Source organism: Bradyrhizobium sp. 604_D8_N2_3 (assembly GCF_051810765.1).
Lineage (GTDB): Bacteria > Pseudomonadota > Alphaproteobacteria > Rhizobiales > Xanthobacteraceae > Bradyrhizobium > Bradyrhizobium barranii.
This window is the reverse complement of record NZ_JBPWPM010000001.1, coordinates 696997-711705: the sequence shown is the minus strand read 5'-3', so window position 1 is coordinate 711705 and position 14709 is coordinate 696997. Positions and strand designations below refer to the sequence as shown.

The window sequence follows — 14709 nt, the reverse complement described above, 5'->3', positions numbered from 1 at the left end:
AGACTTCGAAGTGAGCAAGGCTTGGAAGTGAGCAAGGCTTGGACCGTGACAGGCAAGGATAAGGACGCGCGTCGCAAGGCTGCGCGTCCGCGCCTGTGGCTCACGGTCCTCTCGCTCGCGGCCTTTGCACTTCTGATCGCACTCGGCGTCTGGCAGATCGAGCGACGCGCCTGGAAGCTGGCGCTGATCGACCGCGTCGAGCAGCGCGTCCATGCCCCGGCCCAACCGATCCCGTCGCCCGCGGCCTGGCCGACCGTCTCCACCGCAAACGACGAATACAGGCACGTCAGCCTCACCGGCCTCTTCCTGCATGACCGCGAGACGCTGGTTCAGGCGGTCACCGAGGAAGGCCCCGGCTATTGGGTGGTGACGCCGCTTCAGCGCGGCGACGGCACGCTGGTCTTGGTCAATCGCGGCTTCGTGCCGTCCGAGCGGCGCGACGCATCGACGCGCCAGAGCGGCAATCGGGACGGGCAGGTCGAGATCACGGGCCTGCTCCGCATGACCGAGCCGAAAGGCGGGTTCTTGCGGAACAACGTCCCCCAGCACAACCGCTGGTACTCGCGGGATGTCGCCGCGATTGCGGCAGCGCGCGGCCTCGACCATGTCGCACCCTTTTTCGTCGATGCTGACGCCGGATCACAAACCACCAGCGGCCCGATCGGCGGATTGACCGTGATCAGCTTTCCCAATAACCACCTGATCTACGCGCTGACGTGGTTTGCCCTGGCTTTCATGCTGGCGGGTAAACTTTTCGTCACATTCGGCGGCGGGCTGTTCCGCCGCAAGCGCTTCGTCCACGAACCGGCCGGCTGCTCCGATGCAACCGCCCGCAGGACGGGATCAGATGCTGGAACGATCGTCGAATCTACCTGACGACGGAATGACGCATGACGCCGTCACGCTGCAATCGCAGGCGGACGCGCGCAGCGAGCTGATCGGCGTTGCGCCGACCGACGACGAGACCAACCGCAAGAACATGGCGCTGCTGATCCAGCTGCGCTGGACCGCGGTGGTCGGGCAGATCGTGACCATCGGCGGCGTGCATTTCGGCCTGGGTATTCCCCTGCCATTGGAACGGATGGGCGCGGTGATCGGCGCGCTGCTGCTGCTCAACGTCTCCAGCCTCGTCTGGGTGCGCCATCGCGCCGCGATCACCAACAACGAGCTGCTGGTCGCCTTGATGCTCGATGTCGCCGCGCTGACCGCTCAGCTCTACCTCAGCGGCGGCGCCACCAATCCCTTCACCTCGCTGTTCCTGCTCCAGGTGACGCTGGGCGCGGTGCTGCTTAATGCCCGCTCGACCTGGTCGCTGGTCGCACTGACCTGCGCGAGTTTCATCTGGCTGACCATGGCCTACCGGCCGCTCGACCTGCCGCCGAACCCGATCAGCGAGGCCTACAGTCTCACCGTGACAGGCATGCTGCTGGGCTTCGTCCTCAACGCCGTGCTGCTGGTCGTGTTCGTCACCCGGATCAACAGGAATTTGCGCGAGCGCGATGCGCATCTGGCGGCATTGCGCCAGCATGCGGCCGAGCAGGACCACATCGTCCGCATGGGCCTGCTCGCCTCCGGCGCTGCGCATGAGCTCGGCACGCCGCTCGCCTCGCTGTCGGTCATCCTCAGCGACTGGCGCCGCATGCCCGATCTCGCCGCCGATCAGGAACTTGCCGAGGATCTCGCGGAGATGGAAACCTCTCTGCAACGCTGCAAGACCATCGTGACGGGCATCCTGGTGTCGGCGGGCGAAGCGCGCGGCGAAGGCTCCTCGCCGACGACGGTGACGGCCTTCGTCACCGCGCTGGTGAACGAGTGGCGCGACGCACGCTCGGCCCGCACGCTCTATTTCGTCAACACGTTCGGCGAGGACGTCGCGATCGTCTCCGACATCGCGCTGAAGCAAGTGATCTTCAACGTGCTCGACAATGCCTATGAGGTCTCGCGCGAATGGGTGGAGCTGCTGGCCGAGCGCGAGGGCGACAATCTCGTGCTGTCGATCAGCGATCGCGGCCCGGGCTTTGCGCCGGAGATGCTGGCGCAGCTGGGAAAACCCTATCACTCGAGCAAGGGCCGCGCCGGCGGCGGGCTCGGCCTGTTCCTGGTGGTGAACGTCGTGCGCAAGCTCGGCGGCAGCGTGACCGCCGAGAACCACAGGAAGCGTGGCGCCACCGTCCGCCTGACGCTGCCGCTCGCAACGCTCGCGATCGGAGGAACTTTTGACGCCTGACCGTTCGCTCATCGTCGTCGAGGACGATGCCGGCTTCGCGCGCACGCTGAAACGCTCGTTCGAGCGCCGCGGCTACGACGTCGTCCTCGCAGCTTCGATCGAAGAGGTGCGGAAGGTGCTGGAGGAGCGATCCTTTGGACACGCGGTGGTCGATCTCAAGCTCGGCGGCGCCTCGGGCCTCGCCTGCGTCGAGCTGCTGCACACGCACGATCCGGAGATGCTGATCGTGGTGCTGACCGGCTTTGCCAGCATCTCCACCGCCGTCGAGGCGATCAAGCTCGGCGCCTGCCACTACCTGGCAAAGCCGTCGAACACCGACGATATCGAAGCCGCCTTCAACAAGGCCGAAGGCAACGCCGAAGTCGCCCTCGATGCACGGCCGACCTCGATCAAGACGCTGGAATGGGAGCGCATCCACCAGACGCTGATCGAGACCGATTTCAACATCTCGGAAGCGGCGAGACGATTGGGCATGCACCGGCGCACGCTGGCAAGAAAGCTCGAGAAGCGGCCGGTGAAGTGAGCCTAGGACGACGCCGTCGCGAGCTTGCCGACCTCGGAGAGAAGCAACTTCAGGATCGGGGATTGATTCGCCTTGTGATAGGCGACAACGAGATCAAGCTTGGGTGCTTCTCCCCGCACCGGCCGGGTGGTGATGGTCTCCGGCAAATATCGCTTCGTGTAGGCCGGCAGCATCATGACGCCGCGCGTCGACGCAATCATCGAGATCGCGTGGACGACGTTGTGCACTTCGCGATCGGGCTTGAGGTCGATTCCGGTCCGGCTGAAATAATCCAGAACGATACGGCGAACCGCGGGAGCGGATTTGGACGGTAGGTAGAAGGTCTCGTCCCTGATCTCCTCGGGCGCCACCGCGGCTTGCGATGCCAGCCGATGGTCGCTCGGAAAGACGAAGACCAGCGGATCGGTGCGCACGCGCCGGCAGACCAGATCTTCCATGTGCTCTTCCGACCGGATGAAGGCAGCATCGAGCTTTCGCCGCATCAGGGCCTTGGCAAGCGAGGGCGAATAATCGCTCGACAGGCGGATATCGATGCCGGGAAATGCGTCGCGCAGAATGCGATCCACCTCGGGCAGCAGGTCGATTTCGGCGCCCGACAGAAAGCCCAACGAGAAAGCGGGCTGCGGGGGCTGCGCGGCACGGAGCGCCGCTTCCTTGGCAGCCTCCGCCTGAAGCAGCGCCATTCTGGCGTGCTCGAGAAAGGCCTTGCCGGCCGCCGTCAGCGCGATGCCTTGGGCGCTGCGGTTCATCAAGGGAACGCCGACCTCCCGTTCGAGATCCCGGATTTGCCGGCTGAGCGACGGTTGCGACGTGTGCAGCTTCTGCTCGGCCGCAACAGTCAAACTGCCCGCATCGGCAACGGCGACGAAATAGCGGAGATGCCGAAGCTCCATCGCGATCTCCCATATCTCGCAGGCATGGGGCCAGCTTACAAAGTCTTTTTCCAAGCGGCCAGCTGCCCGTATAGCCGGCGTGAACGAAGTCTGCCTGGCAGGCAGAGGCGCACGGGAGCGAGCTTCACATGCTCAAGAGCATTCAAACGTCTCTGCTGATCCTCACGCTGGCGGGATCTGGCGAAGTGGCTGCGCAATCCTCCAACACGCAGGCAAAGGCAAACAACATGGAACTGGATGTGACAGGATTGAAGCAGGCGTTGCTCGGCGACTGGGAAAGCATCGCACCGGAGGTGCGCCCGAGCGCGGCGAAGAACGCCGATGGCACGCTCAAGCCGTTCTATCTCAAGCGGGCCTTCAAATATCTCCCCTCCGACCGTTTCGAGCTCGAGATCGTCAACTCGGCCGATCCCTACAGCGCCGTGCCGCTCGCGCGGATCAGGATTGGCGGCCATATGCTGTGGAGGGGTGCGCATCCCATCGCTCCGGGCGCGCAGAAGGTCGACTTCGTTGCCGACGAGACCTACGAGGTTACGCCGCTGGCACAGGGATTTGCCGATGTGCTCAACAAGGTCGCCGCGGTCGGATATGCACCGTGGGACGTTGGCGCGCCCCAGAGCATCTTCGGCAAGACCTTCGCTCCCTTCGGTCTCGCCGAGGCCACGAACTTCATGGAATATGATCTCGTCTATCTCAGGGGCGACCTCCTGTTCTGGGGCGCCCGCAACATCGACGGCCGTGGCTTTGACACCGAGCAGAACCGGCCGACCAATTTGCAGATTCCGCTGATCAGGAAGTGACTCGGGTCAAGTTCGTCACACTCTCCCTCGACGCGATGCCCTCAACACGGGGCCTGAACACCCGTGGCCGTGCGAACGCATGGATTGCACCGTCACAAAGCCTGATCCGCTCAAAACAAAAAAGCCCGGCCAACCGGCCGGGCTTTTGATTGCTTGCAATCGACGCTGCGAGACGCTTACGCGGCCTCGTCGGCGACGGCGGTGTCGTCGCCATCGGTATCGCCGTCGGCATCCGCCTCGCCCTCGCCGTCGGCGGCTTCCGCCTTGGCGTTGGTGCGGCGCGGGCTCTTGGCGAGCTGGGCCTCGATCTCCTTGACCGCTTCGGTCTCGGTCGAGTGCTGCACAACCGCGATCTCGCGGGAGAGACGATCGAGCGCCGCTTCATAGAGCTGGCGTTCAGAGTACGACTGCTCGGGCTGCGACTCGGAACGGTAGAGGTCGCGCACGACTTCCGCGATCGCGACGATGTCGCCCGAATTGATCTTTGCTTCGTATTCCTGGGCGCGGCGCGACCACATGGTGCGCTTGACGCGGGCGCGGCCCTTCAGCGTCTCCAGCGCCTTCTTCACCAGCGCGGGGTCGGACAGCTTGCGCATGCCGACGTTCGCGACCTTGGCGGTCGGCACGCGCAGCGTCATCTTGTCCTTGATGAAATTGATGACGAACAGCTCGAGCTTCGCACCGGCGATCTCCTGCTCCTCGATGGCCAGGATCTGGCCAACGCCGTGAGCGGGATAGACGACGAATTCGTTGGCCTTGAAGCCCTGGCGCTGGGTCACGACCTTCTTTTCCTCGACCTTCGGCGCGGGTGCAGCAGCCTTCACGGCCGGCTTCGCAGCAGCAACGGGGGCTTTGGCAGGGGCGGCAGCAACAGGAGCCTTCGGAGCAACGGGCTTGGCAGCGGAAGCCTTGGCAGCAGCAGGCTTGGCAACGGTCGCTTTCGCGGCCGGTTTGGCAGTCTTGTGAGGCATTGCGCTTCTTTTGTTCTTCGAGGACTTTGCAGCCGGTGCCTTAGTCGCGGTCCGACCCTTGGATGCGCTACGGCTGGCCGCGGCGACTTTTTTGGCCTCCTTATGGGAAGCCCTCGCTGAAGTACTCTTTTTACGCGTTTTCTGTGACACAGCCTGCGCGCGGAAACTGCCACGCCCCTGTTCGACATTTGGTTTCACGGGAACCCAACGGGGCCAACTGGGCTGACGGGGGTTCAGCTTAATGTGCTCAATATAGCACATTTCCCGCAAAAATCAATGATTTAGGGGTCTTGAGGGCTGGTTTTCGGCGCTGACGAAGGTATTAGGGTTAAGTTTGGGCGAGAATTAGTCTCCCGAGCCCGGGTTCGGAGAAAAATATTTCTCGAACTTTCCTTCCTGGCCGTCGAATTCCTTCGCGTCGGGGGGTGATTCTTTCTTCTGGGTGATGTTCGGCCAGCTTTTGGCGTAGTCGGCGTTGACCTGGAGCCACTTTTCGAGGCCCGGTTCCGTGTCCGGCTTGATCGCGTCAGCGGGGCATTCCGGCTCGCACACGCCGCAGTCGATGCACTCGTCAGGATGGATGACGAGCATGTTCTCGCCCTCGTAGAAACAGTCGACCGGGCAGACCTCGACGCAGTCGGTATACTTGCACTTGATGCAGGCTTCAGTGACGACGTAAGTCATCCAACGCTCCGAAAAGCTCTTTTAAAAGTCGCGGCTTGCGTAGCGCGGATGGCCCGGCGCCGCAAGGTCGGGAACGGCCGATCATGACGGCTTTACGCGTTTGATCGACCAAGAAATGAATTCAGAGCGCAATTAATTGCGCCGAGAACTTTGATTGCCTTCGCTCAGCTCCTCGTAGAGCACGCGGGCCGAGGCGGCATCGCCGCGGCGCTCGTTGAAAGCGGTTACTTTCAGCACGCGCACAGTGCGATCGAGCGCGATGGTGATCACGTCGCCGATCTTGATCGCATGGCCCGGCGACTTCTCGCGTGTGCCGTTGATGCGAACGTGGCCGGACTCAACGAGCTCGGCCGCGGAGGTGCGCGCCTTCACCACCCGCGCGTGCCACAGCCATTTGTCGAGACGCTGCCGCTCGGTCGTGGGATCACTCCTTGCGACCGGACAGCTGCTCTTTCAGCGCAGCAAGCTTTGCGAAGGGCGAGTTCGGATCGGCCGGACGATCGCGCTCGCGCGGGTTCGCGCTCGAGGCGTAGGGGCGCAGCGACGGCCCGCCCTGACGGTCGCGGCCCTTGTCGCGGTCACGACCGCGATTGTCGCGGCCCTTGTCGCGATCGCCGCCGAACTTGCCCTTGTTGCGATCGCGATCCTTGTTGTCGCGATCCTTGCCCTCGAAGCGGCGGTTCTTGTCGTCGCGCCCCTCTTGGCGCGGTGCACCTTCGGCGCCACCTTCGCGCGGCTTGCGGAAATCCTTTGCCCCATCTCTGCGATGACCGCCGTGACGATGGCGCTCATTGCGCTTCTCGCCGTCGGCTGACTGCGCGGCCGCGCCTTCGGCGGGGGCGGCGCCAGCTTCAGCACCGGCCTGCTGCGGGCGCTGATTGTGGTGACGCTGGTGGCGATGACGCTCGTGGCGGGGCTTGCGATCGTCGTGGCGGCCGCCGGGACGCCAGACCTCGACGAGCTCGGGCTCGGCAGGCACAGCGGCAGCCTCGACCGGCGCGGCGGCATCGGCGGATGCAGCGGCTTCCGTTGCAGCGGCCTCGGCGGGAGCGGCTTCCACCGCCTCGCTGGGCGCAGCAGCCTCTTCCGCCGGCGGCGCGATGCCGGGGGCATCCTCGGGCGTGACGGGGGCATCAGGCGATGCTTCGAGCGCCGGCTCTTCGTGTGCGGGCTCGTCGTGCTGCTCCATGCCGGGCGCGTCTTCGACGGTGACGGGCTCGGCGGCGGCTTCGATTGCGGTGTCCGCGCTTGCGGTGGCATCATCGGTCGCCGTCGGTTCAGTCGGAGCCTCTGCGCTTGCTTCGGCCGCCGGCGTCTCCACGGCAGCAGCCACCGGCTTCGGCGGCAGCGGCGCACGCTTCTCCATGCGATAGCCGAGCGCGCGCAGCACCGAGGCGAAATCCTCGCCGGCCGAGCCGGTGAGCGAGGTCATCGCCTGCGTCACCACAAAGCTGCGGCCGTCGAACGCGCCGGCAGGCTTTTCGCCGGGCGAGTTCTCGCGCCAGGCCAGCGCCGGCCGGATCAGATCGGCAAGGCGCTCCAGAATGTCGACGCGCACCGCTCGCTCACCGGCCTGCTTGTAGCCGAGCACGCGATAGGCATCGCGCGGCAGCTGCTTGTCGACCGGGAACGAGGTGCGGCCCGAAGATGCCAGATGCTGCGCGCCGGACAGCGACGACAGATCGACATTGTCCTGCTTCAGCGCCCACAGCAGTGCGGCCAGCGCACGGCCGGCGGGCTTGAGCAGGCCGGGGAAATAGATATGATAAGCACCGAAACGGACGCCGTATTTGCGCAACACGGCGCGCGAGGGCTGGTCGAGGTCCTTCAGCTCGTTGGCGATCTTGGGACGCTCGAGCACGCCGAGCGCCTCGACCAGCTGATAGGCGATGCCGCGGGCAATGCCGGTGACGTCCTCGGCCTTCGACAGCTCGAACATCGGCCCAAGCAGCTTTTCGATATGGGTCTTGAGCCAGAGCTCGAGCCGGGCCTGCACCTTCTCACGCGGCGCACCGGTGAGGCGCTCGTCGGAGATGATGCGGATGCGCGGATGCAGCGCCTCCTCCGCGGCAGACAGGCGCGCCACGGCATCGCCGGTCCAGCGGATGGTGCCTTCCGAGGTCAGCACGAACTGATCGTCCGGCGCATTGCCCAGTTTTTCGGCGCGCGCGTTGATCTCGCCGGCGAGCACCGCTTGCGCTGCAGCCTGCAAGGCTTTCGCATCGGAGCCTGCTTCCGCCGCATCCGGTGCAAAGGTGAAGCCATCGAGGCGGCCGATGACATGGCCTTCGACGATGACTTCGCCGGTCTTGCCGATTTCAGTATTCAAGCTCGTGTTCTCCCGCAGGCGGCGCATCAATACACTGGTCCGGCGATCAACGAAACGCTCAGTCAAGCGTTCATGGAGCGCATCCGATAATTTATTTTCGACCTCGCGGGCGATCCCCTGCCAGCGTTCGGGGTCTTTCAGCCAGTCCGGGCGGTTGGCGACGAAGGTCCAGGTGCGGATCTGGGCGATCCGGGCCGACAGCGTGTCGATGTCGCCGTCGATGCGGTCGGCCTGGTCGACCTGGGCCGCGAACCAGGAATCGGGGATGCAGCCCTTCTGCATCAGGAAGCCGTACAGCGTGGTCACGAGCTCGGCATGGGCGGCCGGCGACAGTTTTCGGTAATCGGGGACCTGGCAGGCCTCCCACAGCCGTTCCACGGCCGCCTTGCCATGCGCGATATCGCGCACCTCGACGTCGCGGGCGGCGTGGTCGAGCACGCGCATGTCCTCGGCGATCGGCGCGCGCGTCAGCGCCTCATGGCCGGGCGACTGGTTCAGGGACACCTGGAGCGCGCCGAGGGAGGCGAAATCCAGCTTCGAATTGCGCCATTGCAGCATCTTCACGTTGTCGAAGGTGTGGTTCTGCAGCGCGTTGACGAGCTCGGGCTCGAACGGCCCGCAGCGGCCCGTCGTCCCGAAAGTACCGTTGCGCGTGGCGCGGCCCGCGCGGCCTGCGATCTGCGCGAATTCGGCCGGCGTCAGGCGGCGGAACTGGTAGCCGTCGAACTTGCGGTCGGAGGCGAAGGCGACGTGGTCGACGTCGAGATTGAGGCCCATGCCGACGGCGTCGGTGGCGACGAGATAGTCGACGTCGCCGTTCTGGAACATCTCCACCTGCGCATTGCGCGTGCGGGGCGAGAGCGATCCCAGCACCACGGCCGCGCCGCCATGCTGGCGGCGGATCAGCTCGGCGATGGCGTAGACCTCGTCGGCCGAGAAGGCGACGATGGCGGTGCGGCGCGGCTGGCGCGTGATCTTGCGGTCGCCGGCGAATTCGAGCTGCGACAGGCGCGGCCGCGTGATCATGGACACGCCCGGCAGCAGCCGCTCGATGATCGGGCGCATCGTGGCCGCGCCCAACAGCAGCGTCTCGTCGCGGCCGCGGCGGTTGAGGATGCGGTCGGTGAAGACGTGGCCGCGTTCGAGATCGGAAGCGATCTGGACCTCGTCGACGGCGAGGAAGGAGACGTCGAGATCGCGCGGCATCGCCTCGACGGTCGACACCCAATAGCGCGGGTTCTTCGGCTTGATCTTCTCTTCGCCGGTCACAAGCGCGACGGCCTCGCTGCCGACCCGTGCGGCGATCTTGTTATAGACCTCGCGCGCGAGCAGCCGCAGCGGCAGCCCGATCAGCCCAGAGGGATGCGCGAGCATCCGCTCGATGGCGAGATGGGTCTTGCCGGTGTTGGTCGGCCCGAGCACCGCAGTGACGCCCGCGCCGGGTGCGCGCTCGGAGGCGAAGAGGGAGGAGGAGAAGGCCATGTCTGGGGATTAGGTAGTGGCGATTTGGGCGAATGTCAGTGCTGCTTTGGGGTGTGTTGAGGGCTGGGAGGTGTCGGCCATGTCTCCGAACGCTACGCTGCAGCCAAGCATTCCGCTGTCATGCCCCGGCCTGCCGCCTTCGCCAAGGCTTCGGCGGGCCGAGCACCCCCCTGAGCCCCGGCGTAGCCTTGGCGGAGCCGGGACCGGGGCATCCAGTACGCCGCGGCCTGTCCGCTCAACCACAACGGCCTCGGCGTACTGGATCGCCCGGTCAAGCCGGGCGATGACACCGAGCGTGTGGGAGCGCACTCCCCAAACCTCGCGCAACTGTCTCACTTTGCGACGCTTTTCCCGTTGGCCTTAAGCTTCGGAACGACTCTAGAACGAATCGCGGCCGAATCGCTGACTCCCGCTGAAGCCTGTTCCGTTCACGCCACATGTCGCGGGACTCTTATTGGTTGTGCACTAGATGGAGTTTTGCCCTGCCGCACAAGCGGCGTTTCGATGACCGGTTCCTTAAAATTGGGGACGGCGCGGAGTCGAATCAGAATCGGGCAGGAGTCAAATGGATTCCCGGGATCACGACCCCCAAACTCATTTTCGCGAAAACAACCCCATGCACAGTAGAAATGCCATTGAAAGGATTACATTTCTTTCCAGCCAAATTGCCTCCCCGTCATTCCGGCGCGCGACGCGGTCTTTCCGTCATCCTGAGGTGCGAGTGGCGCGTTGCGCAGCATCGCGCCGGGAGCCTCGAAGGATGGACGGCCCGGATGCGGCGGCACGCACGGATATTCCCTGCGGGAACAGCCGGGCTGTCGCCCTTCGAGGGCCGCTGAAGAAGCGGCCACCTCAGGGTGACGGTCTCTAAGGGGGAATGCGCAGCTAAAGCCCTACTGCGTCTTGGCGACCTTTGGCGGCTGGGCTGAGGTGATGAAGCTGGTGGCTTCCAGCATGGCCGGGCCGAGCGGCGTCGGCACTTTCAGCCAGAACGGGACCAGGATGCGCGTGCCCGCGACGGGGGCGAAGGCGATCTCGATGTTGCGCTGGGCGGCGAGGTATTTGATCACGGGACGGTCGGGAATGTAGCCCGCCACGGGCACGAAATAGAGCGCGCAGACCACGACCGGGCCCCTGTAGCCCTTCTCCGCCTTCACGCTCTCCATGCGCTTGAAATCGAGTTTCAGCTCGTAGCGCATGCGGCCGTCGAACACCGGCGCGGCGTTGTGGCAGGCGTCGGGCGTAACAGGGTCGCCGGTGCCGGGCACGCGCAGCAGCGAGGCCGTCATCGGGTCCCAGACGCCGCGGCGATGCGCATCGGTGACGACGATGCGGTCGGCATCGACAGGCGGCTCCGGCACGATGCCGAACTCCTTCACATTGCCCTTGTCGAGCGTGATGCGGATCTCTTCGGTCTTCTTCGAGGTGGTGGTGGAGGCCTGGTAGCCGGTCGCGACCAGCGCGCCGTTCACCACCCTACCTTGCGAGGCGCCGGTGCCGGACCCGCCCGCGAAGGATTTCAGCAGCCCCGTGGTGCCGCCGCTTGCCGCGGCCGCGAACACGTCGTCGCCGATGTCGATGTTCCAAGCGCCCTTGCCGACGGGAATGCCCGCCAGCGTCGCCTCATACTGCGCCTCGAGCTTGCCCTGTGCCGCCACGGGCTCCGCGCCCCAGGCCACGACGAGCCCGCAAAGGGCTGCGAAGGCCAGCCGGCCGGCAGAGCGCGGACTGGCTGAGCCGTGACTGACCAAGCCTTGGAGCCAAAGTCGGGGGGATGCGAGCACGAAACAATCCAATCGGGGCGCGAACGGTTGTTACTTAAGCCAAAAACCGCGGCAAACAATGTGTCCGGGCGCGGAGGCTTGCGGAACTCCATTTGATACTTCGGGTGCGAATACGCCCTTTATGTGATGGTAAGGCACTTCAATCATTGCCGTTTTGGTGATCGGGGGTGTGTCAGGGACGCGCACCTCGCCCCGCCCATTCCGCCGTCATGCCCCGGCTTGACCGGGGCATCCAGTACGCCGTAGCCCCTCGGCTCCAGCCGCACCGCCTCGGCGTACTGGATCGCCCGGTCAAGCCGGGCGATGACACCTGTTGTGGGGGATGCCGCGGAGCATGAATCCCCGCCCAAAACCTTGACGTCCCGTCCCTTCCCCCCTATACGTCCGCCCGCTCCCTACAAGGACACAGAATTAGCCCCCGTGGCGCCCAGAATGGCGGCCGCAAATCGTTTGGGGGACAGAAGAGGATTTCTACCATGTCTCGCCGCTGCGAACTGACGGCCAAGGGCCCCCTCGTCGGCCACAAGGTCAGCCACTCCAACATCAAGACCAAGCGCCGCTTCCTGCCGAACCTCGTCAACGTGACGTTCATCAGCGAAGCGCTCGGCCGCAACGTGCGCCTGCGCGTCTCCACCAACGCGGTCAAGAGCGTCGACCACAATGGCGGCCTCGACCCCTTCCTGCTCAAGGCCAAGGCCGACGTCCTGTCGCCGCGCGCCCTCGAGCTGAAGCGCGCCATCCAGAAGAAGGTCGGCCCGACGGCCGCGCCGGCGAAGAAGGCCAGCTAATCCAATTTTGAAATCGGGCGGGGGCTAAGTTGCGTCGCGTGGCGTAGTCTTAGCCAGTAGAGTTTTGCGTCGCGGCCGGATCGAAAGATCCGGCCGTTTTTGTTGTTGCCGGTAGGCCAGTAGCGAATTTGGAGTGACATCAGCAAAAGGGAGTACACAAGATCGTACAGCCCTTAGTTGCAGGTTCAATGTGAATCTGTTTGTGTCGGTCAGAGGATAACCGATGCATATTGATTCAGTTGAAATTGCTAACTTTCGCAAGCTTCGTTCTACTCGGGTGAGTTTTGCACGAGACAAGACAGTCTTCGTCGGCGCGAACAACAGTGGCAAAACTTCCGCCATGGTCGCACTACGATATTTCCTCGTAGCTCATGAACGAAGTAGCTTCACACTAAACGACTTCAAGTTCCCTTATCCGAGCACTCGAATTTATCAAACAGAAGAACCTTCCAAGGCTCCGCCTTAGGGGGCAACAGGTTGCTGTGGTCACGTACACCAACGCAGCCTGCGACGAGATCCTTCGGCGATTGAAATTCGATCCAACCTTTCACGTCTCAACAATCCATAGCTTCGCTTGGAAGCTAATTTCTGGATTTAACAAAGATATTCGAGACTGGCTTCACAAAAGGCTTGAGAACGAAATTCGCGAAATTCAAGAACTGGAGGCGAAGGGGCGCCCCGGCACGAAAGCTTCCCTGACTCGCCAAGCACAGATCGAATCGAAATCTCGCCGACTCAGTGGCCTGAGCGGGATAAAGAAGTTCACCTACAGCCCGACTGGAGACAACAAAGAGCGAGACGCGCTAAATCATGCTGAGGTAATTGAACTCTTTGCGAGCTTCCTCACTGAGAAGAAGTTGATGCAAAGCATTCTAGTGAATCAATTTCCTTTCCTTCTAGTAGATGAAAGCCAGGACACGAATAAGCGGATCGTTGACGCCCTTCTAACCGTACAAGGTGCTCATACCGGAAAATTCAGCCTCGGCTTCATCGGCGACACGATGCAGAGAATCTATAACGACGGGAAAGAGCGAATAGAGGAAGAATTGCCGGCTGATTGGGCAAAACCGGTAAAGCGCCTCAATCATCGATGCCCGAGACGGGTCGTTCGGCTCATCAACCAGATTCGTAGCCAAGTCGATAGCCATGCTCAGGAAGCCAGGTCCGACAGCATCGACGGAATTGTCCGATTGTTTGTTTTGCCGACGGGCGAAGACAACAAATCTTCGATGGAGGACTCCGTTCGCGCCTACATGGCGGAGCTCACTCGTGATGCAGATTGGCAGGATCGCCAAAAGTGTAAGATATTGACACTCGAGCATCATATGGCCGCCAGACGCATGGGATTCGAGACGATCTTCGAAGCGCTTGCTAGCGTTGACACCTTCAGAACAGGACTTCTTGACGGGTCTTTGCCGGTCACACGTTTGTTTACGGCCAACGTCCTGCCTCTCGTCTCCGCTCTCCAGAACAATGACAAATTTGCTACCGCAAGAATTGTGCGTGAGTCCTCGCCACTGCTGAGCGCTGAAAGACTCAAGAATGCGACCGACCAGCGCAATCAATTGCGCAATGCCAAGATCGCAGCTGAGGGCCTATTGAAACTGTGGCAGCAGGGGACACCTACCTGCGGCGAAGTCCTGGCTTATGTCGCCGAGCAACATCTCTTTGATCTCCCAGAAGCTTTGAAGCCATTTGCCATTCACCGATCGGACGATGAAGCCCAATCTAGCTCTGACGACGAGTCTCGTGATCCTTTAGATGAGGCAGACGCGGCAATTGAGAAATTTCTGCTCGCATCATTTTCGGAAATCGCGCCATATGCTCAGTACATCTCGAATACGGCCGAGTTCGGCACACACCAGGGGGTTAAGGGGCTAGAGTTCGATCGCGTTATGGTGTTGATGGACGATACCGAGGCGCGCGGCTTCATGTTCGGATATGAAAAGTTCTTCGGCGCCAAAGAACTTTCAGCGAGCGATTTGTCAAATGAATCTGAGGGCCGCGACAACTCGGTTAGCAGGACGCGTCGCCTATTTTATGTCACCTGCAGTAGAGCCAAGAAGAGCCTTGCGTTGGTGCTCTACACTTCCGCTCCCGAGGCGGTGAAAATGCAGATGCTTAGAAACGAGTGGTTCGACGAGCATGAAATTTTATTAGCGGTGCCCGACCATCCGATTCCAGCGTGACCGACTCGCACATGAGTTCCAGGGCTACTTGAACCATGT

12 protein-coding genes and 1 pseudogene are annotated in these 14709 nt (G+C 63.0%); 7 read left to right on the top strand and 6 right to left on the bottom strand.

Features of this window, described 5'->3' with window-relative positions; all coding sequences use genetic code 11:
* Nucleotides 1-27: 27 nt before the first annotated feature.
* From AB7245_RS03360 to AB7245_RS03350, 3 genes are read left to right on the top strand one after another with little or no spacing between them, the layout of a single operon-like run.
* Nucleotides 28-876 (top strand): SURF1 family protein, encoded by an 849-nt coding sequence (locus AB7245_RS03360; protein WP_063986027.1) that lies wholly within the window; start codon nt 28-30, stop codon nt 874-876.
* A complete protein-coding gene (locus AB7245_RS03355; protein ID WP_063980645.1) occupies nt 848-2227 on the top strand; it encodes an ATP-binding protein in 1380 nt (459 codons plus the stop codon). The genes AB7245_RS03360 and AB7245_RS03355 overlap by 29 nt, the downstream gene beginning before the upstream one ends.
* Nucleotides 2217-2750: a response regulator transcription factor gene (locus AB7245_RS03350; protein WP_014490373.1), complete on the top strand. Its 534-nt coding sequence runs from the start codon at nt 2217-2219 to the stop codon at nt 2748-2750. Before AB7245_RS03355 ends, AB7245_RS03350 begins: the two co-directional genes overlap by 11 nt.
* 2 nt (nt 2751-2752) lie before the next feature.
* Here the strand turns inward: AB7245_RS03350 and AB7245_RS03345 are convergent, their stop codons facing one another.
* Complete coding sequence (locus tag AB7245_RS03345) at nt 2753-3643, bottom strand: LysR substrate-binding domain-containing protein (RefSeq protein WP_063980644.1); 891 nt, start codon at nt 3641-3643, stop codon at nt 2753-2755.
* A 128-nt stretch (nt 3644-3771) separates the two neighbouring features.
* Here AB7245_RS03345 and AB7245_RS03340 point away from each other — a divergent pair, with 128 nt between their 5' ends.
* A complete protein-coding gene (locus tag AB7245_RS03340; RefSeq protein WP_210387282.1) occupies nt 3772-4443 on the top strand; it encodes a hypothetical protein in 672 nt (223 codons plus the stop codon).
* 176 nt (nt 4444-4619) lie between these two features.
* Here the strand turns inward: AB7245_RS03340 and AB7245_RS03335 are convergent, their stop codons facing one another.
* The 5 genes and pseudogenes from AB7245_RS03335 to AB7245_RS03315 all read right to left on the bottom strand — a co-directional run bounded on the left by AB7245_RS03335 (nt 4620) and on the right by AB7245_RS03315 (nt 11660).
* Nucleotides 4620-5414, bottom strand: a complete 795-nt coding sequence (locus AB7245_RS03335) for a CarD family transcriptional regulator (RefSeq protein WP_084794942.1) — start codon at nt 5412-5414, stop codon at nt 4620-4622.
* A gap of 345 nt (nt 5415-5759) precedes the next feature.
* Nucleotides 5760-6098, bottom strand: a complete 339-nt coding sequence (gene fdxA, locus AB7245_RS03330; protein WP_063980643.1) for a ferredoxin FdxA — start codon at nt 6096-6098, stop codon at nt 5760-5762.
* Nucleotides 6099-6230: 132 nt separating this feature from the next.
* Nucleotides 6231-6512: pseudogene (locus AB7245_RS03325) on the bottom strand (RNA-binding S4 domain-containing protein); the annotation flags it as partial.
* A 10-nt stretch (nt 6513-6522) separates the two neighbouring features.
* Nucleotides 6523-9909 (bottom strand): helicase-related protein, encoded by a 3387-nt coding sequence (locus tag AB7245_RS03320; RefSeq protein ID WP_063980642.1) that lies wholly within the window; start codon nt 9907-9909, stop codon nt 6523-6525.
* An 893-nt stretch (nt 9910-10802) separates the two neighbouring features.
* The gene (locus AB7245_RS03315; protein WP_187387905.1) at nt 10803-11660 is read right to left on the bottom strand and encodes a DUF3108 domain-containing protein; all 858 of its coding nucleotides are present in this window, start codon (nt 11658-11660) and stop codon (nt 10803-10805) included.
* Nucleotides 11661-12169: 509 nt separating this feature from the next.
* On the opposite strand from AB7245_RS03315, the gene rpmB reads away from it, so the two are divergent.
* The 3 genes from rpmB (at nt 12170) to AB7245_RS03300 (ending at nt 14670) form a co-directional block, all read left to right on the top strand.
* Nucleotides 12170-12481, top strand: a complete 312-nt coding sequence (gene rpmB, locus AB7245_RS03310) for a 50S ribosomal protein L28 (RefSeq protein ID WP_063980641.1) — start codon at nt 12170-12172, stop codon at nt 12479-12481.
* Between the two features lie 223 nt (nt 12482-12704).
* The gene (locus AB7245_RS03305) at nt 12705-12947 is read left to right on the top strand and encodes an AAA family ATPase (protein WP_084794940.1); all 243 of its coding nucleotides are present in this window, start codon (nt 12705-12707) and stop codon (nt 12945-12947) included.
* Nucleotides 12895-14670, top strand: a complete 1776-nt coding sequence (locus AB7245_RS03300; RefSeq protein WP_084794939.1) for a UvrD-helicase domain-containing protein — start codon at nt 12895-12897, stop codon at nt 14668-14670. The genes AB7245_RS03305 and AB7245_RS03300 overlap by 53 nt, the downstream gene beginning before the upstream one ends.
* Nucleotides 14671-14709: the final 39 nt, after the last annotated feature.

Bases quoted from the DNA above. Each gene is read 5' to 3' on its own strand.
- AB7245_RS03320 (WP_063980642.1), bottom strand. From the start codon at position 9,909: ATGGCCTTCTCCTCCTCCCTCTTCGCCTCCGAGCGCGCACCCGGCGCG.
- AB7245_RS03305 (WP_084794940.1), top strand. From the start codon at position 12,705: ATGCATATTGATTCAGTTGAAATTGCTAACTTTCGCAAGCTTCGTTCT.
- rpmB (WP_063980641.1), top strand. From the start codon at position 12,170: ATGTCTCGCCGCTGCGAACTGACGGCCAAGGGCCCCCTCGTCGGCCAC.
- AB7245_RS03355 (WP_063980645.1), top strand. From the start codon at position 848: ATGCTGGAACGATCGTCGAATCTACCTGACGACGGAATGACGCATGAC.
- AB7245_RS03345 (WP_063980644.1), bottom strand. From the start codon at position 3,643: ATGGAGCTTCGGCATCTCCGCTATTTCGTCGCCGTTGCCGATGCGGGC.
- AB7245_RS03340 (WP_210387282.1), top strand. From the start codon at position 3,772: ATGCTCAAGAGCATTCAAACGTCTCTGCTGATCCTCACGCTGGCGGGA.
- AB7245_RS03335 (WP_084794942.1), bottom strand. From the start codon at position 5,414: ATGCCTCACAAGACTGCCAAACCGGCCGCGAAAGCGACCGTTGCCAAG.
- fdxA (WP_063980643.1), bottom strand. From the start codon at position 6,098: ATGACTTACGTCGTCACTGAAGCCTGCATCAAGTGCAAGTATACCGAC.